Origin of the sequence: Novipirellula galeiformis (genome assembly GCF_007860095.1) — a bacterium.
Classification (GTDB): Bacteria; Planctomycetota; Planctomycetia; order Pirellulales; family Pirellulaceae; genus Novipirellula; species Novipirellula galeiformis.
In genome coordinates this window covers 564,056-588,815 of the sequence record NZ_SJPT01000001.1, presented here as the reverse complement: position 1 = coordinate 588,815, position 24,760 = coordinate 564,056, and the positions used below count along the sequence as shown (strand labels likewise).

The following is a 24,760-nucleotide window of genomic DNA, read 5'->3' as shown; positions in this document are numbered from 1 at the left end:
TCGGATTTGACACCTGCGAGCCTCTCAAGGATCGCGGTTTCTTCAGGGCACCTCATTTTTTGTGGCCCCCGTGGTTCTTTGCGAGCATCGCCTCGCCGCTGGAATCAAACGTTACAAAGATGAAACGCCTTTTCCAGCGAGTCGATGGGATCGTCGGAGGTGGGAATAAACTCTTGGGCAATGAATCCTTGGTATCCCGTTTGGAGGATCGCGCGGATGACTCCGGGATAATTGATTTCTTGATTGTCGTCCAGTTCGCCGCGACCGGGATTTCCTGCGGTGTGATAATGCCCCACCAGCGGATGGTATTGGCGAATGTTTCGAATCAAATCGCCATGCATGATCTGCACGTGATAGATATCAAATAGCAATTTGAATTGAGCAGACCCCATCTCCTTGACCAAATCGGCACAAAGGTGCAAATCGTCCCCCCAATAACCTGGATGGCCTTTCATGGGATGCGAATCGTCTCGGCTATTAAGGTGTTCGAGAACGATTCCGACTTTCCTTTCTTCGGCATAAGGTAGTACACGTTTCCAACATTCCAAACAGTTGCGACGTGCTGTCGCATCATTGATCCCCGGCTTCACCATTCCGGTAAAGGTAATGACGTTTGGAGCCCCATACTTGACCGCTAAATCAATTCCCGCGCGCAACTTTGCTTCAACTTCGGCATGATTTTCTCGATCGAGTGGCCCCTTTGCGAATCCATGACTGCCCGTGAGCGCAATTTTCAGCCCTCGCTTCGTCACCGCCTCGTAACTGCTTGCCGGAATCCCCTCCATCGCTTCGAAGCCTATCCGCTTGCAGTGCCCAGCCAAGGTCAATGCATCGATCCCAGCGAAGCACCATCCCATTACCGATTGACGAACTCGCCCCGATTGTCCGGCATTCGTCGGTTCCGCAGAGCTTGAATTCGACTTTCCCAATTCGTTCGAATCGGCCTGACACATGGTTTCCGGGGCGATCGCAAGGGCCGAAGACGCTAGCAAAGCCTGAGTCGTTAAAAAGTCACGTCGCTTCACCGTACTCGCTCCGGGAATGAATAAAACGCTTGGGGGACACGGCCATTGTAAGCGAAGTCTGGTAGTAAACCTGCTCAAATTTGAATGCCGCTAGGCGCTCTAAGTCCGCCATTCCCGAAAAAAGAACCTAAAAGGCACTTTGAGTCGGGTGCCCCCCCTTAGCCAATCCATCGCCTACCTTGAGACCCTGCGTCGCACAATGACAGTCCCGTGAGATGACAGTCCCGTGAAATGGCAGGTCTGTGGAATGGCAGTCCCGTGAAACAACGGGGCACTGAACCATGCCCTGCGGAGGGACGCGATACGCCCGCCGCCGCGCCGAAGGAGTGATCGCGAACGAAGTGATGGTGGATCGCGATCACACGTTCGCTCCCCACGCGGGACCACCCCGGCACATCACCCCCATGCATCACGCCACCGGTTTGCGGCGGATTAGGGCACTGTGACCACGGCCCAATAAGCGCGTTTTCGGTCCGCCCGCCGACGTGCGTCTTCGAGCAACGTCTCGACGGCCCCATCAAATTCAAACAGCACGCGCCGCGATCGATAGCGAATCGTTACCGGTTTGTTTAAATCGAGATCGCGCATCGGTCGTAGCCAGAGCGAGAACTGCTCGGCCGGCGCCTGGTTCACTCGAATTTGGTTGTCGGTTCCGATGGAAGCCGAAACCGGTGCAGCGCGAACCCGCTCGGCTTGATCCCACATCAACGGATCAATCGCCACATCGGGCTTGATTGGGCCAAGTTCCAACCACCAAAAGAAATTGTCACCTTCGCGCATCGTCACGGTGTCGATCGCGGTGGGAGCTTCTTTCCGAACATGCGCAGGCAAACGCATCCAATCGAACAACCGATGAATCTCTTCATAGAAAAACTCGCGTCCTCGGCCCCGATACATCACGACCATGGCATCGCTTTTAAACTTTACATAATCATCCATGACCGGTCCGTTACGCACCAGCGGCGTCGGTGCCCCATCGCGTTCGCCCATCACCAAGTACATCGGAACATAGGGTGCGTTGGGGTGATAATGGGCAATCGTTTTTGCCGGTTCGCCACTAATCGAAATCATGCCAGCCCAGAGATCGGGATGCGAATAAGCGATGTCCCATGCCGCAGCGCCCCCTTCACCATGCCCGGCGATAAACACCCGATCCGCATCGATCGAGGATCGACGCATCGCATCGCGTAGCGAAACCAGGACGCGTTCGTGTTCTCGCGACGTGTACTCGTACTCGCCTTGCGATGCACGAGTCCACAATGGGGCAACCACAATAAACCCGTAACGAGACGCATGGCCCAATCTCGCTTGAATCTCTTCGCTGTAAACTCCGCTCCACCAATCGATCTCCGACATCGGCGTCCCACGCACCGGGTGCAGCGACAAAATGCATGGATACTCGCGGAGTGGATTGTAATCCGGTGGTAGTTGAATGGCATATCGAGGCACCGGAGGTTGGTCAAGTTGCTCGCTTTCGTCTCCGACCCAATGCAGACCGGGGATCGACTCGTGCTGCGACCCTTCAGGCCAATCGAGCGGCGGAGATAACAGTGGCAACATGCGGTCGATGTATTCCGCTTGTGCCCCTTCGAGGTTTCGCATTTCCGCGAGAATCGCTTGACGTCGCGCCGGATCCGAACTGGCCAAATACTCGGCCACCAAATCACGAACTTTCACAAGCGAAATCGTAACGGTCAAGTTCTGTTCACCCGACCCGCTGCCGAGCAACCACCCGGCCACCGCCAACGCGACACGATTTTCCAGCGGCACTGCCTCGGACGTCCCCAGACGAATGTAATCGCTCATCCGGGCTAAGGTTGACGATGACAGCCCGGCCTTGATCTCCGCGAGAATCGGCTGAAGCTCTTGAGCCCGATTCAGCTGAGCAATCTGCGTCTCAAGCTGAGCGACCAGAGATGCCGATTGACGCTGGGTGCCAAGGATTTTTTCGGTCGCATCCTCGACTTGCAATCGCGTGACTCGGCCGAGCAGGTCCACAGGAAATTTCTCTAAGATTTCCAATGCCAATGTTTCTTGCCCCGATGCCGCCCGCAACTTTGCTTCGTCCAATAACTGAGTCGCCTGACGCTCCGTCAAGGCCACGACCTGACGTTGCATCTTTGCCGCTTCCGGGAACGTATCGATCGCTTCGCGAAGGATATCGATGGCGTCGCCATGCCGTCCCGCTTCCATAAAAAAACGAACGGCTTGAAGCCGTTGATCGAGACTGTCCCAGTCCAATCGTCGACGAAAAATTGCTTTGAGCTCATCGGATTTCAACGAACTGGTCGCCAAACGCATATCCCAGACATAAGACGTTTCGCCTTTGAGCCCTTCGACGCGGGCATAACGACCGTTGATTTCCGTGATCCCTTGGACCAAACGTATCGGCGTCCCATCGACCCCACGGACGGTCATCACGCGTCGCCCGAACTCGTTGAATGGCGAAACCCCTAGAATACTGCCAATCGCTGAGATCTCTTTTCCACCGAGCGGCGTGGGCTGCCAAAATTCGATCGATTGCTCAATATCACGAACGTCCACCGGTTCCGCGGCGGCCATCCCTTTGCCATGAAAGTAGATGCGGGTCAAACCGTCGTCGACGATCCAAATCGGACTCAATTTGATTTCGCCGGCGGCGGCAGCCGAAAACGCGTTGGCGTTCAGCGAAGCAATCTCGGCCTTGGTCCCGCGCAACGTCAAACCATTGCGAAGCTGAAACAATTGCTCCGCACTCGCCGGAGAGACCCCCAGGGCAATCAGCCAGCCCAAGCAGGTAAACACAAATTTCCGACGCAACTCCATTTTCAATCGATCCACGTCGTTAAGACTCAAAAAACTAGCCCCCAAACACATCCCTCTTGGTAGCCCAACCGATCACACGTTACCTACCGGCTAGCCATTTCCCGAAGTCGTCAACAGCGTGACGGCTCGCAACAGAGAACGGCCAATCGGTGCGACCCCCTCCCCAAACGACCGCACGGTTGGCATCGTGTTGCCCAACCAATCTCGCTGTTGGACATCCTGAAGCCATACGGCGGGATTGGTCTGCAATAAATACGTTGCGTTTTCAACAGAGTTCATCGGCCTCGCGTTCATCGGCACCACCGCACGCTCGGGAGCACGTGGTGACGACGCGGCTGCGACGACCGCGATCGCTGGCTCGGGGGAACGGGGAACAAGAAACGCAACCAACAACGAAGCCGCCATCGCCAAGATCGCCCCCAGCATCACGTTGCGATGCCCAAGCCGGCGGGTGGAGACGGGGTGACGGTGCAGCGAATGCGTCGGCAGCACCGTCGCAATTTGTTGCCAAGCGATCCATCGCCCTCGACATTGTTCACACTGCGATGCGTGCAGTTGAAGCCCCCGATGATCCAACAACGATTCTTGCTGGTCAAGCTGATCCTGAAGGGTCGCCATGAATTCGTCGCAAGTCATACTTGATCCTCTGAACGAACAAATGTCTTGGCGGAGTCGAGGTGGGACAGCTTCGCCATTCTTGCAGGAGGGTTGTTGACGACCACCACCTCGCGTTTGAGCAACTCGTCCATAATCACCAATCGGGCTCGATGCACCCAAGTCTTCGCCGTCCCAACGGGACAGCCCAGATGTTCGGCGATCTCGGCATAGCTCAGCGATTGCTCATGAAATAGCTCAAACGCACGTCGATGGTTTTTGGGCTGAGTGGCGAGCGCCAACCGAACCTCTTCACGCAACGAATCCGCTGCGATCTTCTCACTCACCCGATCGACCGCGGGCTCGACGGGGATCCCGGTGACCACTTCGTGGCGATGCCGCGAGAGTAGGGTGCGACAGCGATTTCCTGCGATCGTCACCAACCAAGGTTCAATGGGGCGTTTGGAATCCCAGCGTCCCAAATAGCGAGCTAAGCGCGAAAAGGTTTCTTGGGTCATGTCCTCGGCGTCTTGGCGATGACGCATGAACCGCATACAGACGCCAAAGACGAGCGAATGGTATCGCCCCACCAGCTTTTCAAACGCAGCGGGGTCGTTCTGACGATGACGTTCGATTAGAAACGCAGTCGATTCTTCCATCCCCATTTCCTAACGACCACTAAAGAATCGCTTGAGTGCATCGTCGGCAGCGTCACGCGAGTTCTCTTTCATATTCTTCTTCAATCCTTCGGGCAGCTTTTGTGGCTTCTGCTTTTCAGGAATCTTGCGTTTACGCGCTGCGGGATCTTCGTCGTTGACCGAAAGCTCGGTGCTATCGGAGTCCGTATCACTCTTGGCTTCCGCAGGATTGTCGAGCCGGAGTTGGCGTGTCTCAGGATCCGAGATCTTGCGCACCCGATCAATCTGGTCAGCCTCGTCCAACCACGAATTGACATCAACCTCTTCGAATTTGCTGTCCCCTGAACCTGCTTGAACGACACGTGCGGCCGCGTCTTCCACATTGGCAACCTGCGGTTTCTTAGCCGCCTGCAAGCCGTGCTCAATCAAGACTTCAAATTCCAACTTGCCGATCGTCAACTTGTCGCCCGGTTTGAGAACCTTCGCCATGTCGGTGGGCAATCGCTTGCCGTTGACCAACGTGCCATTGCGACTTTTCAAATCCTGGACGAGAACGCGTCCCTCTTTCAGGACGATAATGCAATGCTTGCGGCTAACGGATTCGCTCTTGGGACGTAGGGAACACGAGTCGCTTCGGCCAATCAAAAACTTCTCACTGGCAACCGCAATCTCTTTGCCAGAGTGACTTCCCGTCAAAACTTTCAACATTACTTTCATGAAGCACCTCTTTCACGATGGCTGACACCCACGTTGCAGACGAATTCACCAACCTCTTCAGCCCACAATCACCTTGGAACGCTCGGGTCCCCAGGCATAAAACTCCGCACCGCACGTCAGGACAGAGCCGGAAATTGAATCCCCCTCCCTCTCGACGCCACTGCAGGCTAATCCTGATCAATCCGTTTCCTGATCAAGAACTGTTTAAAATTACAGGAAGATGGCTTTCTCTGCTTGAGGCTTCCGCCCTCAAGCGTCCGAATCAATTCGCTAAGCCTGATTCTAAGCAGTTTCAAGGTCAGCAGAATGCCTGTATTTGCGTTTTAGTGCAAGTCCGGACGCCTTTGCGTCTATTTTAATACCCAGCCGGGCAAAACCCACCCCCACTGGGGGATGCCGCAGTGACCTCAAACACTAGATTCAGCGTTTTTCGTTCCAACTTTGCTGCCCAAACCGCTCTCGAACGACCTCGCGTGCCCTTTGCTGCACTTCCGCATCGAGGGAAAATTTTTCAAATTCAAGCTTAAAAACGCTCGCCATTGCCTCCGCCAACGCCACAGCGAGCTGATCGAGGGCGATGACTCGTGACGTTAAGTTCACAATGCCAGGGAGCTCGGGGGCGAACGGAGTCACGTCGAGCAGGATACTGCCGTGTTGTAAAACCGCGTTTCGACCGGTCCGTTGAGCGCTGCCGACGACCTTGTACCCGCTGACGATTAGGTCTTCTTCGGTGCGTCGCTGAAAACAAAGAAAGGGATCGCCCGACGAGGCGCCAGGGGTCTGCGTGGCGGAGTCGCAGGTGCCCGCGACCGACGCGTTCCCCCCATCGCCAAAGCGTGTCGCTTGGACGCCAAACGATCGAAGTGATTCCACGATCGCTTGATGCGTCTGTTGATACAGCCCTGCCTTGGCGCCCATCGACGCGTACTGCAAAGGCCAAACAAAGCTATAGGTCAATTCGTGGTGATGAACGATCGCCCCGCCGCCGGTAGCGCGACGCACGAACGCCGATGTCGAACTTGGCAGGTGCGTCCGACGATCCGTTGCCTTTTGGAAGTACCCCAGCGAAACCGTTGGCTCAGACCACGTGTAGAGACGTAACGTCGGAACCGCGTTGCAGTGGACGGATTCCAGGAGCGCTTGATCAATCGCCATATTCTCAGCCGGACCGCCCGCTGCTAACTCGATTAATCTCGCCTGCATGCCTGTCACGGCTCCCACTTCAAAATTAGTTTTCCTGCCGCCGGCGGCGTGAAAGCGTTTGCCTGACTAACCCGACGCTGCACACTGTTTCTTGTAGGCCGCTGCGTCCATCAGCGATGACAAGTTCGAGTCGTCACTAACCTTGACCTTAAGAATCCAACCGAAATCGTAGGGATCATCGTTGAGTTGGTCCAAGTTGTCGGGCAGCTCACTATGAACCTCGACGACTTCACCCGTGATCGGACTGTACAACGGACTCACCGCTTTGACCGATTCCACTTCACCGAACTCTTCCCCTGCGGTGACCGCTTTGCCAACTTCGGGAAGGTCCATGTAAACAAGGTCGTTGAGCTGCTCGATTGCAAACGCGGAAATTCCGATGGTTGCAATTTTTGCTCCACCTTCTTCGACCACATCACACCATTCGTGCGACTCGGCGTACAACAAGTTTTCTGGATCACGGGGCATGTGTAAATTCCTTCAGTGACGAGCGAAAGTTTGGGACGATCAAACCTTCTTAGAACGTTTGTAAAAGGGCAGCGGCGTGGCGTTTGCCAAAACCGACTTCCCTCGAATATCAATTTGAAACTGTTTGTCGTTTGCGTGTTGGGTGGCGACGTAGGCCATCGCGATCGGGTGCCCGAGCGTCGGCGACGGACCGCCGCTGGTGACACAGCCAATCTTGTTGCCATCCAAATCGAGCACATCACAACCTTCACGTGCCGGGCGTTTCCCCTCGGGAATCATGCCCACGCGAACTTGCTTTGGTCCTGCGGCTTTGATCGCTCGCAGCGCGTCGCTACCGACGAACGTACGATCCTGCAGATTACATGCGAACGATAAACCGGCTGAGATCGGATCGATCGACTCGTTTAGCTCATGACCATAGAGCGGCATCCCCGCTTCCATTCGCAACGTGTCGCGAGCTCCTAATCCGACCGCGGTAAAGCCTTCGTCGCGTCCGGCGAGCAGAATATTCTCCCAGACACGGTTGGCTTCTTCGGCGCGAACAATCAATTCGAGACCATCTTCGCCGGTATAGCCCGTGCGACTGACAATCACCGGTTTTTTAAACTGATCGGTAATCGTGGCTTGGTAATACTTCAAGCGACTTGGATCGAACGTGAATAATTTCTTGCAAACGTCGATCGCTTTGGGACCTTGGACTGCGATCATCGCGGTCAACTCGGTACGGTCCGACATCGTGACCGTAGGAAAGTCGGGCAGATGGGGAGTGATCCAATCGATAATTTTCTGGTGGTTCGATGCGTTAACGACCAACAAATGAAATCGTCGATCCGACGGGGTCTTCAAATGCGATACTAACACATCATCCAACACGCCACCTTCGGCGTTACACATCAATCCGTAGCGGACGCCGCCCACGGGCAAATCGGAAACTCGACGCGTTAGCAGATGATCGAGCAAGTGTTCGCTGCCATCGCCGTCAAAGCGAATGCGTCCCATGTGTGAGACGTCAAACAGCGCAGCAGAGGTGCGGCACGCTTGGTGTTCGCCGACGATCGACGCATACTGGATCGGCATCTCATAGCCCGCGAAGGGGACCATTTTTGCACCGGCAGAGCGGTGCCATGCGTCCAACGGGGTAGTGGCAAGCGATGTATTCATGGCAGGTCCGCTTGTAGCAGGAGTCTCCATCGAGTTTCAGCGAGACGCAATAACCGCGAGGCGCCGTCACCGCGAGTGTTCGTGCGATTGCGTTCGGGATCGGCCGTGATGTTAATGATCGGTGTGCGGCAACCGAATTGGCCAGCAGCCGTCAGTTTATCCATAACCGAGCAATCGAAAAGCCCACTCCGAGGAATGCCTACCGCTTTCGCCGCTTCTTGTTTTCCCGCGCCTGATTTTTCCGCTTCGTTCCCGCCCTAATTTTGTCACTTTTCCCACGCGTGGAGACGACCGGCGTGTGTTCCGAGGAATGATTTTTCACCAAGTCGACGAACAGTTGCCGCTCTTGCAGATCAATTTTCGCAATTTGGACCGTTAACAAATCCCCTAATCGAAAACGATGCCCCTCTCGGAAGCCCACCAATTGTTGGCCCTGTCGCTCAAACCGGTAACGATCTCGGGGCAACGATGTGACGGGCAAAAAACCGTCCACGGGAAGCTTGATGCAACGCGCGTGAATCCCATCGGGGAAAACGCGACTGACCACCGCTTCGAGCTTCTCGCCCACCTTCTTTTTCAAAAAGTGCAAAAGCTTTAGCTCGATCAAATCGCGTTCGGCCTGTTGAGCGTTTCGCTCCATGTCGCTGCAGTGATGCCCCAGACGCAGCAATTCCGAAAACGATTCGTCGGGTGTTTTTTTCCCTTCCAACAGTTTTTCGATCAAGCGATGGACTGACAAATCGGGATAACGACGAATCGGACTGGTGAAGTGACAATAATGCTCCATATCGAGCGCGTAATGCCCTTCACGCTGGGGCCCATAAACCGCCTTGTTCATCGACTTCAAGACCGAGAAATTCACCGCTTGTTCGAGTGGCGTCCCGGCGACCAAGTCGAGCACCCTTTGAATTTCAAAGCGACTCTCTAGCGAATCAATGTTCAAGCCGATATCGCGGACAAACGCCAACAGATCGCGGAGCTTACGCCGCTGAGGTGGCTCATGAATTCGGTGCAAAAAGTTCAATTCCAAATCATCGAGCCAGGTTGCCACGGCTTGGTTGCCCGCCAACATGAACTCTTCAATGATTTGATGGCTCTCGGTATTTTCAACCAGATAGGCTCCTCGGACTTTACCCGAGCGATCAAAGTTCAATTTGACGTCGGGCATATCCATCGAAAGGGATCCGCCTTTGAAGCGAGCCTTTCGCATCTTCATCGCCAACGTATGCATCTGAGAAAGCAGATCACAAACGGCATCCCCCCATGGCTCGCGATGGGAATCGGGGTTGGCCAAAAACTTGTCGACCTGTTCATAGTTCAAACGCTTGTCGCTTAGGATCGCTGCGTTGTGAACTTCCGAATGGGTGACCGTCAAATCGTCAAGGATTTCGATCTCGACCGTCTTCACCAAACGAATTCGATCGGGCTGAAGACTGGCGAGGTGGTTGCTGATAATTTCAGGGATCATCGGCACGACGCGATCGGGCAAATAAACGCTCGTCGCTCGATTTCGGGCTTCCTCGTCCAACGCACTGCCAGCCGGAATAAAGCTGCTGACGTCAGCGATGTGAACCCACAACCGCCACCGTCCCTCTTCGCGTTGGAGCGAAATTGCATCATCAAAATCGCGTGCATCGAACGGGTCGATCGTGATCGTCAACAGCTTGGTGAGATCCTTGCGGTTTTCCGGCACCTCTTCGTCATTGAAGGCATCGGCTTGGGCGCGTGCTTCTTCGAGCACGCGTTCGGGAAACGCATCGGGCAGCGCGTATTGCCGCATGATCGTAAGCGTATCGATCGCCGGATTGCTGCTGCTGCCCAATCGCTCTAGCAGGACGGCTTCGCCACCATGGCCATCATCGTCGGGATATTCAACCATCTCGACAAAGACTTTGTCGTCGTCGCTGAGCGGTAAACCACGCACATCGCCGATCGACACCGGTTGATCGTAAGGGGTTCCATCGAGAAACACCGCGGGGTGGCCGTTGATCATGCGAAACGTGCCTGTGAATTGACGTCGAGCGCGTTCAAGTACTTTGACGACGACGCCTTCTTGGCCTCCCTTGCGACTTGGTTGCAGCTTGACTTCGACCATGTCGCCTTCGAGGGCGCCATGAGTCGAACCAGGCGGTACAAAGATATGTTCCGCGATTTCGCTTTCGTCATCATGTTCGCCTGGGCGCACGAAACCAAAGCCACCGCCCATCGCGCGACGGAAGGTGCCGCGAACGTAATCGCTGCCTCCTTCAAAGGCACCCGCGGGAATCACCAAGTGATTCGATCCGTAGACCACGCGGCCTTCGAGCACGAGCTGTTTGACAACCCGGCGAAGTTCGCGATAGCCATCGGAATCCAGCTTCAGTGCCTTGGCAATATTCTTGGGTTTGCTGGGGCGGTACAAAGACGAGCTGATATGACGAAGCAGCTGGTCGGTTAATTCGGGTGATACATCCATTCAGGAAAAGATATCCGATTGATAGGTTCCGAACACTCCACCTGTGGAGGCCGGCGGCCTCTTACGACACAGAAAGTGCTCGTCAGGCATCTTATTGGGCTGAAAAGCACCAAAACCGCTTGCGATTTTCAGAAAAATCGGGGAATGCGGTCGTCACTAAGGAGCGATGCCGCGCGGAAAAGAGCCTGGGGATTGACTGTTTAGACGCAGCGACATCCCCAAAGGTTCACCATTATTTGCAGTGCGACCGCGACAAGGAGGGCCGCTGCGTGGCCCCACCCTGATTGGATTACAATGGTCCTCACGCGCCGCCCCCGACGCCAGCGTGAGGACACTAACCTTGATAGCGGCACAGCGCGAGCCCAATGCCATCTACTTTACCAGCCGCCCGACCCGCTCGAACCGACCCGCTCGAACCGACGAACTCATTTCGCCTCGCTTCGCGTTTGAGCACGCTGCCCCCGCCCCCCCAACGTAAGGCCGCCCCCAATGCGATGCACCTCCGCCTGTTTGGCCCTCTTGCTACTGATCACCTCGGTTGTGGCCGATGGCCCCCGCGATAACGTTGCCGACAACGTCCGTGCGGTTCCCCCGGTGGGAATTGAACTTAGCGAGGCCGATCGAAACGAACTCGATGGCGGATTGACAGAGCTAAATGCAAAAATCGAGCAGCTTCACCAATCAAAAGAGTTGCGAGTGCAATCGCTGATTCCGGATGTCGAGATTTTCTCGCGTGCGATCCGCGATGCGATTGCGCACCGCGAACTGTTTCATAAAAACGACATTGGCAAAGCTCGCCAAGTGCTAGCCGAAGGACACGCTCGTGCCGACGCACTCAAAAACGGCAACGCTCCCTGGACCACGCAAACCGGCTTGGTCGTCCGAGGATTTCGATCGCATATCGACGACACCGTCCAGCCCTACGGTGTGGTGGTCCCCGAGACGTATGAATTCAGCGGAGCGAGCGAGTATCGAACCGACATTTGGTTACACGGACGCGGCGAACGGTCGACCGAGTCGCTTTTCATTCACGAACGGATGAACCGTGTCGGACAAATCTCGCCCGCCAACACACTCGTCGTGCATCCCTACGGTCGCTACAGCAACGCGTTTAAATTCGCCGGCGAAATCGATGTGCTCGAAGCCCTGGCCCACGCCAAGTCGCAATATCGCATGGATGAAAACCGCATCAGCATGCGTGGATTCTCGATGGGCGGGGCAGGGTGCTGGCAATTCGCCGTCCACTATCCCAGCCAATTTTTTGCCGCTACGCCGGGCGCCGGTTTCTCAGAGACCCCTGAATTCTTGAAATCGTTCCAGGGCGAAACACTGACACCAACTTGGTACGAGAAAAAGCTGTGGCAACTGTATGACTGTACCGGGTACACCGCAAACCTGCTCAATTTGCCAACCATCGCGTACAGCGGCGAACTGGATATTCAAAAACAGGCCGCCGACATCATGGAACAAGCGATGGGCGAGCAAGGACTGAAGCTAACACACCTGATTGGCCCCCAAACCAAGCACGCCATCCACCCCGATTCGCTGAAGAGGATCGAAAGCAAACTTGCGAACCTTGCCATCCACGGACGCGACCGGGCGCCCACGTCAATCGACTTCACTACCTATACGCTGCGTTACAACCGTTCGTTTTGGTTGACCATCGATGAACTGGCCGAGCACTGGAAACGGGCGAGCGTCAGCGCCACTATGTCCGGTTCCGAAAATGCGATTCGCTTGACGGTCGACGGCGTTCGTGGGATCCAAATGGACCTCGATGCAGGGGACGCCCCGTTTGATCTTCGCCAACCGGTGCAAATCGAGATCGTTGAATCCAACGCCAACGATGGCAGCGAAACGGCGACGAACCAACAAATTCTGGTGGGCCCGCGTCCGGAATCCGACCGATCATGGCGATGCCAAATTCATCGCGTGGGCGATCAATGGAAAATCGGTCCCCGTCCCGCGTCGACTGACGTCCAAAAGCGACACGGATTGCAAGGCCCGATTGATGATGCGTTCATGGATCGATTTATCATCGTCGCCCCCAGCGGCAAAGGACTTCACCCCGAGACCGATGCGTGGGCGAAATCCGAACTGGACCATCTCGTGCGTGAATGGCGACGTCAATTCCGCGGCGATGCGATCGTCAAGAAGGATACCGAAATTAGCGACCAGGATATCGCGACAAGTCATCTGATTGTGTTCGGAGATCCCACGAGCAACTTGTTCCTAAATTCGATCCACAACGAACTTCCCATCACCTGGTCCAAGGACGAATGCAGCCTGAGGGCCGGGGAAGATGACAATCGCTTTGACGCTAAGCATCATGCACCAGTGATGATTTACCCGAATCCTAAAAACCCAAATCGTTACGTGGTCGTCAACAGTGGGTTTACGTATCGCGAGTACGCCTATCTAAACAATGCACGCCAAGTCCCCAAGCTTCCCGATTGGGCAATCATCGACATTCGCACGCCTGCGGACTCGCTATGGCCCGGCAAGGTCGTCGAGGCCGGATTCTTCGACGAAGCTTGGAAGGTAAAGTAGGGCCCCGTGATTATCACTGGCCAGTCACTCGATGTGTCTCCGCAAGCGTATTACCGCTATTGATCCCAACCCGAAGCGTCAGCGAGGGACCAGTCTCAACCAGCGTAGTCCCTCGCTAACGCGCCGGGTCGGGAGTGGGGGCGGGCCACGTTCACCGTCAGAAGCGGGATTTCCATCACCTTGCGTAGCCACGTCACGGGGAGAACCTATCGAACCTTCGCTAAACGCGGCTTTGCAAATCAGGTAAAACGGTAACTTGCTCAATGACACCTGTTTTTTTACGGAACCGACCCGACATGCTCTCTGTTAGCCAAGTGATTCGTGACCGACGGACGATCAAACCGACACAGTATTCCAATCGCGATGTCGATGAGAAAATCGTCTACGAACTGCTCGAAAACGCGAATTGGGCACCGACGCATGGAATGACCGAGCCTTGGCGTTTCACCGTGTTCAGCGGCGATGCGCGAAATCGACTGGCCGAGTTCATGACCGATACCTACAAGAGCTTGACGACCGAGGAAACATTCAAGCAAAAGAAGTACGATGGGATGCGAGAGAATGCGATCGGTGCTCCAGTCGTCATCGCGATTGGCATGAAACGCCAAGCGAGCGAAAAGATCTCGCTGCTGGACGAGTTGTTGGCCGTCGCTTGCGCCGTGCAAAACATGCACTTAACCGCAACGGCTCATGGGCTGGGTGGCTTTTGGTCGACCAACCTTGTCGCCACCAGCATCCCCATGCGCGACTTTATCGGTCTGGGAGAAAACGACCAAGCCCTTGGTTTGTTTTACCTAGGCTATCCCAAAGGCGATTGGCCGGAGAGTTCTCGCGGGGCAATGGCGGACAAAGTGCGCTGGGTTCGCGATTGAGCGAGTTGTGGATGCGATGACAGACTCAAAGCCTATCCCACATTTAATCAGCGCACCTTACTCAGGTTCGTAAGCCAAGTTCGGGCTAAGCCAACGCTCGATTTCCGAGAGCGGTTGCCCCTTTCGCTTGGCATACGATTCGATTTGATCCTTCGTCATCCGCTCGACGGTAAAGTAACGCGCCTCGGGGTGCCCAAAGTACAATCCGCTGACCGCCGCGCCGGGGAACATCGCGTAGCTCGTCGTCAGCTCCACCCCCGCGTTTTTCTCAGCGTCCAGCAAATCGAACAGCGTTCGCTTTTCGGTGTGATCCGGACACGCTGGGTAGCCCGCAGCCGGGCGAATCCCACGATACTTTTCGTCGATCATGTCCTCTTTGGACAACCCCTCGGTATTACCAAAGCCCCAATCTTGGCGAGCTCGCTCGTGCAACAACTCGGCAAATGCTTCGGCAAAACGATCGGCAACCGCTTGCACCATGATCGCGTTGTAATCATCCAGTTCCTCGCGAAATTTTGTCGCCAACTCTTCCGCACCAATCCCGCTGGTCACGGCAAAGCCCCCGATGTAATCCTGGCGGCCGCTTTCGATCGGAGCGATGTAATCGGCAAGCGAACGATAATCCGATTGCCCTTTACGCTCCCATTGCTGACGCAAGAAATGCAACCGTGTCAGCTCGGTCGTGCGAGATTCGTCGGTATAGAGAATCACATCTTCGCCGGTGCTAGCCGCAGGCCAAAAACCATACACCGCGTTGGCTTTGAGTGACCCCTCGGCAATCACTCGATCGATCAATGCGTTGGCGTCGTCGTAAATCTTTTTGGCTTCCGCTCCCACCACTTTATCGTCAAAAATCTTGGGGTACTTGCCTTTCAGTTCCCAGGTCATGAAGAACGGCGACCAATCGATGTAAGGCCGAATCTCCGCGAGTGGAAAATCCTTTAACACTTGCAACCCGGTGAACGACGGTTTGTCAATTCGCGTCGTCGCCCAATCGACCGTGAATCGTTTTTCGAGTGCTTCGGCATACGGCACAAGCTTTTGCTGACGATCACGAAAACTCGCAACCAACTTCTTTTGCGTCTCGGCATTGTTGGCGAGGAATTCATCGCGATGCTCTTTACTGAGCAAGCGTTCGACCACATTCACACTGCGGCTTGCATCGAGCACATGGATCACCGGACCGTCATAGGCCGGACAAATCTTCACCGCGGTATGTTTCGCGCTAGTCGTCGCACCGCCGACCAACAAGGGCATCGTCATCTTGGCACGCTTCATTTCGCGTGCGACGTGTGCCATTTCATCAAGGCTCGGAGTGATCAAACCGCTCAATCCGATCATGTCAACGTTTTGCTTGACGGCCTCTTCAAGGATCTTCTCGGCCGACACCATCACGCCGAGATCGATGACCTCGTAGTTATTGCATTGCAACACCACGCCGACGATGTTTTTGCCGATATCGTGCACGTCTCCTTTGACCGTGGCGATCAAGAACTTGCCTCGCGCGGCGTCGTTCTCAGTCCCCGCAAGACGCTTTTCTTCGTCCATGAACGGTTCTAAATAGGCCACCGCTTTTTTCATCACTCGCGCACTTTTGACGACTTGCGGCAAAAACATTTTGCCCGCCCCAAACAAATCGCCCACGACCTTCATACCGTCCATCAACGGACCTTCGATCACTTGCAGGCATTTATCAAAGTGCTGACGAGCCGCTTCGGTGTCTTCGACAATGTACTTGTCGATGCCTTTGATCAGCGCGTGCTTCATCCGCTCGGCGATCGATTCGTTTCGCCAAGCAAGATCTTCGCCCGATTTCTTTTTGCCGCCACCTTTAACCGTTTCGGCAAATTCGAGCATGCGGTCGGTGGCGTCGGGACGACGATTCAGCAGCACGTCTTCGACATGCTCCAACAGTGCCTTGGGCACCTCTTCATAAACCTCTAATTGCCCGGCGTTAACGATCCCCATGTCCAAGCCGGCCTTGATGGCGTGAAACAGGAACGCACTGTGGATCGCTTCGCGGACCGGATCATTACCACGGAAGCTGAAGCTGATGTTACTCACCCCACCGCTAGTCTTCGCACCGGGGCACTCTTTCTTGATCCGCGCCACCGCGTTGATAAAGTCGACCGCATAGTTGTTGTGCTCTTCCATCCCGGTGGCGACGGTCAAGATATTCGGATCAAAAATGATGTCTTCGGGAGGGAAATTGAGCTTGTTAACAAGCAAGTCATAAGCGCGTTTACAAATCCGCACTTTGTTGTCTTCATCGGCCGCTTGACCTTCTTCGTCAAACGCCATTACGACCGCTGCGGCCCCGTATTGGCGCACCAGTCGGGCGCGACGCAGGAACTCTTCCTCGCCGTCTTTGAGCGAGATCGAATTGACGATCGCTTTGCCTTGAACGTTGCGAAGGCCTGTCTCAAGCACTTCCCATTTACTGCTGTCGATCATCACCGGGACGGCTGCAACGACATTATCCCCTGCGATCAATCTCAGAAATCGCTCCATCGCAGCAACGCCGTCGAGCATCCCATCGTCAAAGTTGACATCGATGATCGTTGCCCCGTTTTCGACTTGCTCACGAGCCACCTCGACCGCTTCTTCGTACTTCTCTTCGCGGATCAAACGCGCAAACTTTTTGCTGCCCGCGACATTGGTCCGCTCGCCGATCATCGTGAACGGGACCTCCGGACGCATCACCATCGGAAGTTGGCCCGAGAGCCGAGTGTAAACCGGGCCGTGCGTCATTTGCTTCGGCTTGACCCCTTTGATCCGCTCGGCCATCGCACGAATGTGATCGGGCGTCGTACCGCAACAGCCTCCAAGAATATTGAGCCAACCATTGTCCGCGTACTCGCCGACTTTCTCAGCCATCTTCTTGGGACCGAGATCGAATTCGCCCATCTCGTTGGGCAACCCCGCGTTGGGATGACACGAAATCGGCACCTCGGCCACTCGCGAAAGCTCCTCGATGTGGGGACGCATCACGTCGGGGCCGAGGGCACAGTTCATGCCCACGGACAATAACGGAAAGTGATTGATCGCCGTCCAGAACGCTTCCACGCTTTGGGCGCTGACAAACGTACGTCCCCCATCCCCGAACGTGCCGCTCGCCATCACCGGCACCCGGCGTCCCCCCGCGTTGAAGAAATCTTGAATCGCGAACAAACACGCCTTGAGATTGAGCGTATCGATCGCCGTTTCGGGCAACAGGATATCGACCCCCGCGTTGACGAGCGACTCGACCTGAGCCCGGTAGCTGTCGACAAGCTCCTCGTACGTGGAACCACGATGTGCCGGATCGTCTTCGGTGCTAATCGCAAGTTGCTTGGTGGTCGGGCCGATCGACCCGGCGACGAAACGAGGCTTGTCGGGAGTGCGTTCGGTCCACTCGTCCGCCGCTTTGCGAGCACAGGCAACGGCGGCATGATTGATCTCGTCGACCAATTCGAGTGGCAAGCCAAACTCGACCATCCCCACCGGAGAAGCCCCAAACGAGTTGGTTTCGACAATGTCGCTGCCCGCTTCATAGTAGGCCGCGTGGATCGCCGTAATCTTCTCGGGATGAGTGAGACAAAGAATGTCCGAAAAGTTTTTCAGATCTTTATTGCTAGCATGGTCAGCAAATCGTTCGCCGCGAACCCCAGCTTCATCCAACCCCAATCGTTGGATCATGGTCCCCATGGCGCCATCGAGCAGCAGGATTCGCTCGCGTAAAAGCTCGGAAATAACGCTGGGAGTGGTTTCGGAGTGAAGCATGGTGCCGTGAAATTTTAGCGAAAACAGGCGGGTGGGTGCGATACTTGGACCTCCATCTTCGTACTCGATACTCAGTTTCACAAGGTGATGACTTCGTTTCACGAGGGGATGAGGTTTTGGTGGGTCGATTTCCGCTGGATCGAGCCCCACAAAGATGCCATTCCATCTTGATCAATCGGCAAAGTTTGACTATTCCGCAGATTCCTAAAGATCATCCATGTCGCGTACCGATCTAGTCCCGTAGGGTCTGGGTCAGTCCCACCATGGTTGAAAACTACTGCTTGAATCGCCTCGCACTCGTGTATCAGGAAGATCACATGACCGTCTCGCAAAAATTGACGCAAGACGGCAGGCGCCCATCGATCGGAGCAACGGCTTCACGATCCATTGGCGACGGCCACGCATCCAACGCACTTCCGCCCACCTTGTTTGAGCTGAGAAATCTATACCCGAGTCAGCCTCAAAGCACGTGCAAGAGCGGCGATTCCGCTTGTCAAACGCCAGCGGCCCTCAGTTCACACCCCACCGTGATCGCGCCCACCGAAGCGGGCAACCCACGTCCGGCACCGCAATCTGCGGAGCGGGTATCACGGGCCGATGAGACGGCGATTCAGGCTGCCACGCGTCAGCCGATGGCCCCGCCTCAGCCGACGGCCACCCCCAGCCAACCATCCTCGTTTACCGTGGTTCATGACGATGAACGGGATGACGCGGCGAACACACTTAACCAAGACCAACCCAAGCGAAACTGGAGAGAGTTGCTGCGTGCGAATGCACTTGTCATCGCCATGCTTTTGCTCGTCATTTTCTTTGCGTTAAAAGTGAGTCGTCGAGCCAGCGAGTCCTCAACCGAACCGGCGGTCGCTGATTCCGTTACGACGGAACTGACTTCACCTGAGGCATTGGTTGTTTTCGCAGACGCGGACTTGAAAAAAACGCAAACGGACAAGCGTGACCCAAGCCCCAGCGGTACCACGGCCCCCGAAGCAAGCGTTGCATTGATGTCCCCCAAATCGGTAACGAAAACGAAACCGGGCATGCCGAGCGTGGCAAGTCTTGATCAACCGACGGACCTCGAACTACCTGCTTTGTCGGGCGGAACGCAGGCCAACACCGTCAGCAGTATGATGGCAACGGGACCGGGACAAATTGCCGCAGCGAACGCTTCCGGCACGCAAGCCTCGACGCCGCAGACCGCCATTTCGTCGTACGCTGCGGGCAAGCCCACGCCAACGAATCAAGAATTAACGGGATTGGATGCATCGGGAGCGGAACCTCCTGAATTGCCGCCTACGAAAGCTCCTTTGGATTCGAGCTCCGATTCAACCACCTCCGATCACCAGGAGTCCGATACGCCTCGTGGCATCTTGAATTGGGAAAAATACCTGCCCTCGGCACCGGAAGTGAAATAAGCCCGCGTGCTCCGATTTCGCTGTAATTCCTCCATCGTCCCCACGTCTTCATCTCATTCATCGCTCGGTAAGAACCATGACCGCTAACAATCAAGTCTTTGTCAAAGCATTTGCAAGACGAAACCGAAGCGTGGCTACGGTTCGTCCTCACCAGCAGCAAAACGCGTCTACCGAAACCCCACCGCGATCCTCTGCGACGTGGTGGGTCGATGCATCCGATGATCAAAAAGTCCGAGCCGACCAGAAAACGCAACCGATCGTGCCACGACCGCATCTCGAAAGCGACATTCGCGTCACGAATCGGCGAGATGAGATTGCCGCAGAGCCAGAGGAGGCCATGGAATCGCCCTCCTTCCCTCGCGCCGAATTATTGACTTCGGTCGAGCACACCATCACGTCCATTCCAAGCGATTTGTACGCGGGCACGACCGACGTGATCGGCAGCGGATTCAGCGAGGCCAGCTACGCGGCGCTCGATTCGCTGGCTCCCCAGTCCACGGCCCAGGCGGCTCCGCAGCGGCACAGCGTGATCGCCCAAGAACCAGCCCCCACCGCACCGGCAACTCCAGCACCGGCAACTCCAGCACCGGCACCAATGGCTGCAGCCCCGGCGACGAAGCCCAAGTCGCACGAAGCATCAATTATCGAATTGCAGCGGATTTTATCGAGCAAAACCGCTGCGGCTCGCTCGACCCCGGAACTTAAAACCGAGAGCGACGCGGCCACCCACCACATTCACCCGGCTCACCCGACTCTCGCTCCCGCCGCTCCTACGACGCTTGCGCCCCCTGCGGCCGACCCCATTGTGGCGGCCGACCCCATCGTGGCGGCCGAACCGGACGTGGCAAGTGAGCCAGTCGTGGCCGCGACCACGCAGCTAAAAGCGGCTTGGGAGGTCGACCAATTTGATGTGCCTAGCAATGTCGCGAAGCTATTCTTTGAAGGCGAACTGTTCCAATTGGTTGCCGAACAGATGCTCAGCGCCGTCCAAACCGGACTCGACAGTGTGCTCGTCACGAGCGTGCATCCCGAAGAGGGACGCAGCACCGTTGCGACTGGGGTTGCGATGGCCGCCGCCGCCGCGGGCATTCGTGTCGCCTTGGTTGATGTGGACTTGGTCGCCCCGACGCTCGTCGATGATCTCTGCTTGGATGTCGAACATGGATGGCTCGACGCGATTCGCGGCAGTTTGTCGCTCGGCGAGATCGCCGTTCACGCGGTCGAAGACAACGTCACCTTGTTTCCGTTGTTCCCGAGCGAGCCTAATGCACAAGCCACCGAAGCGGAGATCGGTAAGCTGATCCACACGCTGAAACAACACTTCGACCTGGTCATCGTCGACGGCCCCCTCGGAAACACACCGGTCGCCCTGTCCATCGCAAGCCGCATGGCGAGCGCGATGATCGTCCGCGATGTTGAAAACACCAGCAACGAAGAAATCAACGCGTTGTCTCACCATCTGCTCGAATCCGGAATTCAAGGCATCGGCATCGTCGACAACTTTGCGGGTGACAAGGCGTAGGGTGACAAGGCGTAGGGTGACAAGGCGCAGTATGCCGGCACCGCGTCCATTCCAGGTCACATCATTGTGGCCAGGCCGAAAAGCCACAACAACGAAGTCAATGATGATCGGGGACTAACAACAATCGCCCGAGTCACAGCAGGCATCCGATCCACCAGGCAAACGATCCGCCGAGCTTTGCAATGGAAACGTTCGCGCCGGTTCGGCGATCGGCAAGCCGGGGGCATCCTGTTGCTTTGTCGCAGGAACACAAATGAAGTGGTCTACGTACGGCTCGCGTGACAACTTGGCGAACGTGTTTGGATAGACTGCGGTCATCTCACCACGTCGATATTCGACTCCTTGATCGTCATGAATCGTGGCGAAGGGTCCGCGATACATCACTTGGTCATCGCAAACCGCACCGGACGCATCCTCAGGTTGTCCCTTGTATGCGATCACGGTCGCCGATCGAAACTCAATACCTTCGACGACTTGCCACGGTTTTTCTTGCCGCACAACCACTTCGACTCCATCAAAGCCGGCTTGCACAAAGGCGTTGACGAACGCTTCGTTTTGTAGCGCCCCCGAAATACAACCACTCCACAACTCGGCATCTCGTTGCAGGTGCTCGGGGACCGGTTGATCGGACACGATGTCGCTAATGACCGCGCGTCCGCCGTTTTTCAGCACCCGATAGATCTCCGCAAACAACTTCGGCTTTTCCGCTGAATCGACCAAATTCAACACGCAATTGCTAACCACCACGTCGACCGACTCGTCGTGAACCATCGGGTTGACACGACGTTGCTCCGCGATGAACGATTCCAGGGCGCGAAACGAGGACTCGTTCGTGACCGGGTTCGATTGCAAATGGCGATCGATGGCATCGCGATCGACCGCCATGTCTTGAATGCGACCTTTACAAAAGGTGATGTTGTCGTAGCCAATCGCGGCGGCGACGACCGGTTGGCTGCCGCGGGCGAGCGCCAACATTTCGTCATTCATATCGACACCGATGACACGCCCCGAGGCACCAACCACCTGTGAGGCGATGAAGCAAATCTTGCCGCCACCGCTGCCAAGGTCCAACACCGTCTCGCCCTCGCGAACGTACTGTGACGGATCGCCACAACCATAGTCACGATCGATGACTTCGTTAGGAATGACCTGCAAATAGCGCGCGTCATAATTAACGGGACAGCACAGGGCCGGCTCCACCGCATTGGCTGCTGCCGAGTAACGTGACGTCACGGCATGTTCGGTATCAAGCATCTTGGACATGATTTTTTCCATTGTCATTTAAAAGTGAGGCGGCTGAAAACGCAGAGAGGGCGACGCTTGGTCACGGCATTTACGATTGCACGATCGCGCCGCCGCAACTGCTTCCCGCTCCGGCGGTGCATCCATAGCAATGATCCCCGACGGTGATTTTCATCGACACAAAATCGTCGAATGAGTCGATCGACCAGAGTGTGGGCCGATCGAGCGAAGCGGGAGCAAGCTCGAGCATCTGATTAAAATCGCAATCAAAAATGGCTCCATCCCAGCCGATCGAAATTAGCGATCGACACATCACCCGATCGGCCGCGGAGCGATTGAAGTGGTCGGCCAACAAATGCATGTACTCCTCGAATTTCCCCGCCTTTTGCAAATACGTTGCGTAACGCTTAATCGGGATGTTCGTGATCGCCAGCAAATGATTGAATCGGATTGCAAACCGTTCGAGCAACTCGCGTTTGTAATCTTGCTCGAGTTGGGTCTGGTCCGGCGGCAGCGATGGCCCGGTCGGATTGAAGACAAGATCCAACCGTAATCCCGAGCATTCGACTCCGTAGCCGCGTTGATTCAATTGCTGGAGTGCATCGATGCTGCGGTCAAACACACCTCGCCCTCGCTGGCGATCGACGTTTTCCTGCAAATAGCATGGCAATGATGCCACCACATCGACCTGATGTTCGGCTAAAAAATCGGCAACCCATTCGTAGCCGGGCTCGGACAAAATCGTCAAATTACAACGATCAATCACTCGCAATCCTCGCTTGCGAAACGCCACCACCAAGTCACGAAAAACGGGATTCATTTCGGGAGCACCGCCCGTCAAATCAATGGTAGTAAGCGAATCGCACTGCAACGCCAATTCGAGCATGCGGTTCGCCGTGCGCTGATCCATGTTCTCACGAGTCTTGGTCGGACCTGCTTCGACATGACAATGCGTACAAGCTTGATTACAAAGTTTGCCGAGATTGACTTGCAGATCCGTGAGCGCATGTCGCACCAAAGTCTGATTTGATGCCGCCAAACGTTTTCCAAACGGCTCAACAATTCCCAGCGGCAAGCCAGCGTCGATAATAGGCAATAACGAAGTCATCAATTCCAACTCTAGTGAGAAAACAAACGAATCCATCCACATCCTCAGGTTACATCGAGCTCCTGACGAAGTGCGACGACCAATCGTTTGACCTGTTCAAGATCGTTGTACGCTTGTAGCGAAATTCGCAGCAGTTGCGATTCAGGTTCGATCCCGGCGAAAACCGGACATTCGATTCGATAATGTTCACGAAGCCGCTGCTGAAGCGAGTCGTTTGCGTTTCCCGCTTCTGAGCCGGCGTGGAGTGGTAGCGGCACCGTAACGAGGCTGCCGATCATCTCTGCGGGCGTTGAGACATCGATCCCCAACCCCGCCGATAACAACGCTAACGAATCTAACGCTCGGTTGTGATTAATTGCCATCCATTCATCGATCCCGCCCGCATAAAATGATTGCAAAAATTCGATCGCATGGGGCAACGCCACTAACGGGGTCGGATCAAACGTTCCCTGCCAATCGAACTCAGCAAGAAAACGGGAACGATTCGGGCGCGGCCGATTCGCAGCATGGCTAATGATTGTCGGCCGGACTTCGGATTGCCATTGCGGGTGCACCCACAAAAAACCCGACACCTTTGGAGCACACAACCACTTGTGATGATTCGCGGTGTAGTAGTCCACGCCAAGTTCGGCAAGATTCAACGGGACCATGCCGGGCGCGTGCGCCCCGTCCACGAGCACACGAATGTTGCGAGCGTGAGCGAGATCGGTAATCGCTTGGACCGGAAAAACCAACCCCGTGGAACTGGTCACGTGATCAACCATGACCATCCGAGTTCGATCACTTAGCTGTTGCTCGATCGCATCGACCACTTGCCCAGGACCGCCAACGGGAAAGGGGATCTCGGCCGTACGCACGATGGCGCCCGCGCGCTCGGCAGCGTAGTGGGCCGCATTGTTACAGGCGTTGTAACCATGATTGGTGACCACGATTTCATCGCCATCACGCAAGGGAAATGAACGTAGCACGGCGTTCACCCCGGCGGTGGCATTGAGCACAAAGGCGAGGTCGGCGGCATCGGCAACGATCAATTCCGACAGCACGTCGCGTACATAGTCCAACTTGGGCTCTAACTCTCGCTCAGGCGCCAGATAACGAATCGGATCGCTTTCCAACTCATCGCGAAATGCTTGCTGAGCTTGCAAAACGACCGTCGGCACCGCTCCAAACGATCCGTGATTGAGAAAGTCAAGGCGCGGATCGATTTTCCAATGTTGCTTCATATC

The 24,760-nt window shown here is 55.6% G+C and carries 18 protein-coding genes; 4 read left to right on the top strand and 14 right to left on the bottom strand.

The genetic code is table 11. The features are described from left to right. Positions 1–104: 104 nt before the first annotated feature. From Pla52o_RS02055 to Pla52o_RS02015, 10 genes are all read right to left on the bottom strand, one after another. Complete coding sequence (locus tag Pla52o_RS02055; RefSeq protein WP_231612028.1) at positions 105–1,025, bottom strand: TIM barrel protein; 921 nt, start codon at positions 1,023–1,025, stop codon at positions 105–107. A gap of 432 nt (positions 1,026–1,457) precedes the next feature. Continuing rightward, positions 1,458–3,845 (bottom strand): alpha/beta hydrolase, encoded by a 2,388-nt coding sequence (locus Pla52o_RS02050; protein ID WP_231612027.1) that lies wholly within the window; start codon positions 3,843–3,845, stop codon positions 1,458–1,460. Between the two features lie 75 nt (positions 3,846–3,920). Continuing rightward, positions 3,921–4,466, bottom strand: a complete 546-nt coding sequence (locus Pla52o_RS02045; protein ID WP_146592911.1) for a hypothetical protein — start codon at positions 4,464–4,466, stop codon at positions 3,921–3,923. Then, positions 4,463–5,083: an RNA polymerase sigma factor gene (locus Pla52o_RS02040; protein ID WP_197168943.1), complete on the bottom strand. Its 621-nt coding sequence runs from the start codon at positions 5,081–5,083 to the stop codon at positions 4,463–4,465. The genes Pla52o_RS02045 and Pla52o_RS02040 overlap by 4 nt, the downstream gene beginning before the upstream one ends. Positions 5,084–5,092: 9 nt before the next feature. Beyond that, the gene (locus Pla52o_RS02035) at positions 5,093–5,779 is read right to left on the bottom strand and encodes an FHA domain-containing protein (protein WP_146592909.1); all 687 of its coding nucleotides are present in this window, start codon (positions 5,777–5,779) and stop codon (positions 5,093–5,095) included. 420 nt (positions 5,780–6,199) lie between these two features. Then, positions 6,200–6,982, bottom strand: coding sequence for a lipoate--protein ligase family protein (locus Pla52o_RS02030; protein WP_146592908.1), 783 nt, complete (start codon positions 6,980–6,982; stop codon positions 6,200–6,202). Between the two features lie 66 nt (positions 6,983–7,048). Then, positions 7,049–7,450 carry a glycine cleavage system protein GcvH gene (gene gcvH / locus Pla52o_RS02025; protein ID WP_146592907.1) on the bottom strand — a complete coding sequence of 134 codons (402 nt, stop codon included), beginning with the start codon at positions 7,448–7,450 and terminating at the stop codon, positions 7,049–7,051. Between the two features lie 39 nt (positions 7,451–7,489). Beyond that, a complete protein-coding gene (gene gcvT, locus Pla52o_RS02020) occupies positions 7,490–8,611 on the bottom strand; it encodes a glycine cleavage system aminomethyltransferase GcvT (RefSeq protein ID WP_146592906.1) in 1,122 nt (373 codons plus the stop codon). Then, the gene (locus Pla52o_RS26580; protein ID WP_197168942.1) at positions 8,608–8,775 is read right to left on the bottom strand and encodes a hypothetical protein; all 168 of its coding nucleotides are present in this window, start codon (positions 8,773–8,775) and stop codon (positions 8,608–8,610) included. Before Pla52o_RS26580 ends, gcvT begins: the two co-directional genes overlap by 4 nt. Before the next feature lie 35 nt (positions 8,776–8,810). Continuing rightward, positions 8,811–11,066: a ribonuclease R family protein gene (locus Pla52o_RS02015; RefSeq protein WP_146592905.1), complete on the bottom strand. Its 2,256-nt coding sequence runs from the start codon at positions 11,064–11,066 to the stop codon at positions 8,811–8,813. A 489-nt stretch (positions 11,067–11,555) separates the two neighbouring features. Here Pla52o_RS02015 and Pla52o_RS02010 point away from each other — a divergent pair, with 489 nt between their 5' ends. Continuing rightward, complete coding sequence (locus Pla52o_RS02010) at positions 11,556–13,616, top strand: prolyl oligopeptidase family serine peptidase (RefSeq protein ID WP_146592904.1); 2,061 nt, start codon at positions 11,556–11,558, stop codon at positions 13,614–13,616. A gap of 296 nt (positions 13,617–13,912) precedes the next feature. Further along, on the top strand, positions 13,913–14,488 hold the full coding sequence (locus Pla52o_RS02005; protein WP_231612026.1) for a nitroreductase family protein: 576 nt from the start codon (positions 13,913–13,915) through the stop codon (positions 14,486–14,488). 57 nt (positions 14,489–14,545) lie between these two features. Here the strand turns inward: Pla52o_RS02005 and metH are convergent, their stop codons facing one another. Continuing rightward, entirely contained in the window at positions 14,546–18,250 is a 3,705-nt protein-coding gene (metH, locus tag Pla52o_RS02000) for a methionine synthase (RefSeq protein WP_146592902.1), read from the bottom strand. A 317-nt stretch (positions 18,251–18,567) separates the two neighbouring features. On the opposite strand from metH, the gene Pla52o_RS01995 reads away from it, so the two are divergent. Continuing rightward, positions 18,568–19,662: a hypothetical protein gene (locus tag Pla52o_RS01995; RefSeq protein ID WP_146592901.1), complete on the top strand. Its 1,095-nt coding sequence runs from the start codon at positions 18,568–18,570 to the stop codon at positions 19,660–19,662. Between the two features lie 76 nt (positions 19,663–19,738). Then, complete coding sequence (locus Pla52o_RS01990; RefSeq protein ID WP_197168941.1) at positions 19,739–21,184, top strand: division plane positioning ATPase MipZ; 1,446 nt, start codon at positions 19,739–19,741, stop codon at positions 21,182–21,184. Positions 21,185–21,298: 114 nt separating this feature from the next. On the opposite strand, the gene Pla52o_RS01985 is transcribed toward Pla52o_RS01990, so the two are convergent. The 3 genes from Pla52o_RS01985 to Pla52o_RS01975 form a co-directional block, all read right to left on the bottom strand. Then, positions 21,299–22,447 (bottom strand): methyltransferase domain-containing protein, encoded by a 1,149-nt coding sequence (locus Pla52o_RS01985; RefSeq protein WP_146592899.1) that lies wholly within the window; start codon positions 22,445–22,447, stop codon positions 21,299–21,301. Positions 22,448–22,517: 70 nt separating this feature from the next. Next, positions 22,518–23,534, bottom strand: coding sequence for an arsenosugar biosynthesis radical SAM (seleno)protein ArsS (gene arsS, locus Pla52o_RS01980; protein WP_146592898.1), 1,017 nt, complete (start codon positions 23,532–23,534; stop codon positions 22,518–22,520). Positions 23,535–23,578: 44 nt separating this feature from the next. Continuing rightward, on the bottom strand, positions 23,579–24,757 hold the full coding sequence (locus tag Pla52o_RS01975) for an aminotransferase class V-fold PLP-dependent enzyme (RefSeq protein ID WP_146592897.1): 1,179 nt from the start codon (positions 24,755–24,757) through the stop codon (positions 23,579–23,581). Positions 24,758–24,760: the final 3 nt, after the last annotated feature.

What these genes read in the sequence shown, in the direction of transcription:
- Pla52o_RS02045 (WP_146592911.1), bottom strand. Translation starts at nt 4,466, where the DNA reads ATGACTTGCGACGAATTCATGGCGACCCTTCAGGATCAGCTTGACCAG.
- Pla52o_RS02040 (WP_197168943.1), bottom strand. Translation starts at nt 5,083, where the DNA reads ATGGAAGAATCGACTGCGTTTCTAATCGAACGTCATCGTCAGAACGAC.
- Pla52o_RS02035 (WP_146592909.1), bottom strand. Translation starts at nt 5,779, where the DNA reads ATGAAAGTAATGTTGAAAGTTTTGACGGGAAGTCACTCTGGCAAAGAG.
- Pla52o_RS02030 (WP_146592908.1), bottom strand. Translation starts at nt 6,982, where the DNA reads ATGCAGGCGAGATTAATCGAGTTAGCAGCGGGCGGTCCGGCTGAGAAT.
- gcvH (WP_146592907.1), bottom strand. Translation starts at nt 7,450, where the DNA reads ATGCCCCGTGATCCAGAAAACTTGTTGTACGCCGAGTCGCACGAATGG.
- gcvT (WP_146592906.1), bottom strand. Translation starts at nt 8,611, where the DNA reads ATGAATACATCGCTTGCCACTACCCCGTTGGACGCATGGCACCGCTCT.
- Pla52o_RS26580 (WP_197168942.1), bottom strand. Translation starts at nt 8,775, where the DNA reads ATGGATAAACTGACGGCTGCTGGCCAATTCGGTTGCCGCACACCGATC.
- Pla52o_RS02015 (WP_146592905.1), bottom strand. Translation starts at nt 11,066, where the DNA reads ATGGATGTATCACCCGAATTAACCGACCAGCTGCTTCGTCATATCAGC.
- Pla52o_RS02010 (WP_146592904.1), top strand. Translation starts at nt 11,556, where the DNA reads ATGCGATGCACCTCCGCCTGTTTGGCCCTCTTGCTACTGATCACCTCG.
- Pla52o_RS02005 (WP_231612026.1), top strand. Translation starts at nt 13,913, where the DNA reads ATGCTCTCTGTTAGCCAAGTGATTCGTGACCGACGGACGATCAAACCG.
- metH (WP_146592902.1), bottom strand. Translation starts at nt 18,250, where the DNA reads ATGCTTCACTCCGAAACCACTCCCAGCGTTATTTCCGAGCTTTTACGC.
- Pla52o_RS01995 (WP_146592901.1), top strand. Translation starts at nt 18,568, where the DNA reads ATGACCGTCTCGCAAAAATTGACGCAAGACGGCAGGCGCCCATCGATC.
- Pla52o_RS01990 (WP_197168941.1), top strand. Translation starts at nt 19,739, where the DNA reads ATGACCGCTAACAATCAAGTCTTTGTCAAAGCATTTGCAAGACGAAAC.
- Pla52o_RS01985 (WP_146592899.1), bottom strand. Translation starts at nt 22,447, where the DNA reads ATGTCCAAGATGCTTGATACCGAACATGCCGTGACGTCACGTTACTCG.
- arsS (WP_146592898.1), bottom strand. Translation starts at nt 23,534, where the DNA reads ATGACTTCGTTATTGCCTATTATCGACGCTGGCTTGCCGCTGGGAATT.
- Pla52o_RS01975 (WP_146592897.1), bottom strand. Translation starts at nt 24,757, where the DNA reads ATGAAGCAACATTGGAAAATCGATCCGCGCCTTGACTTTCTCAATCAC.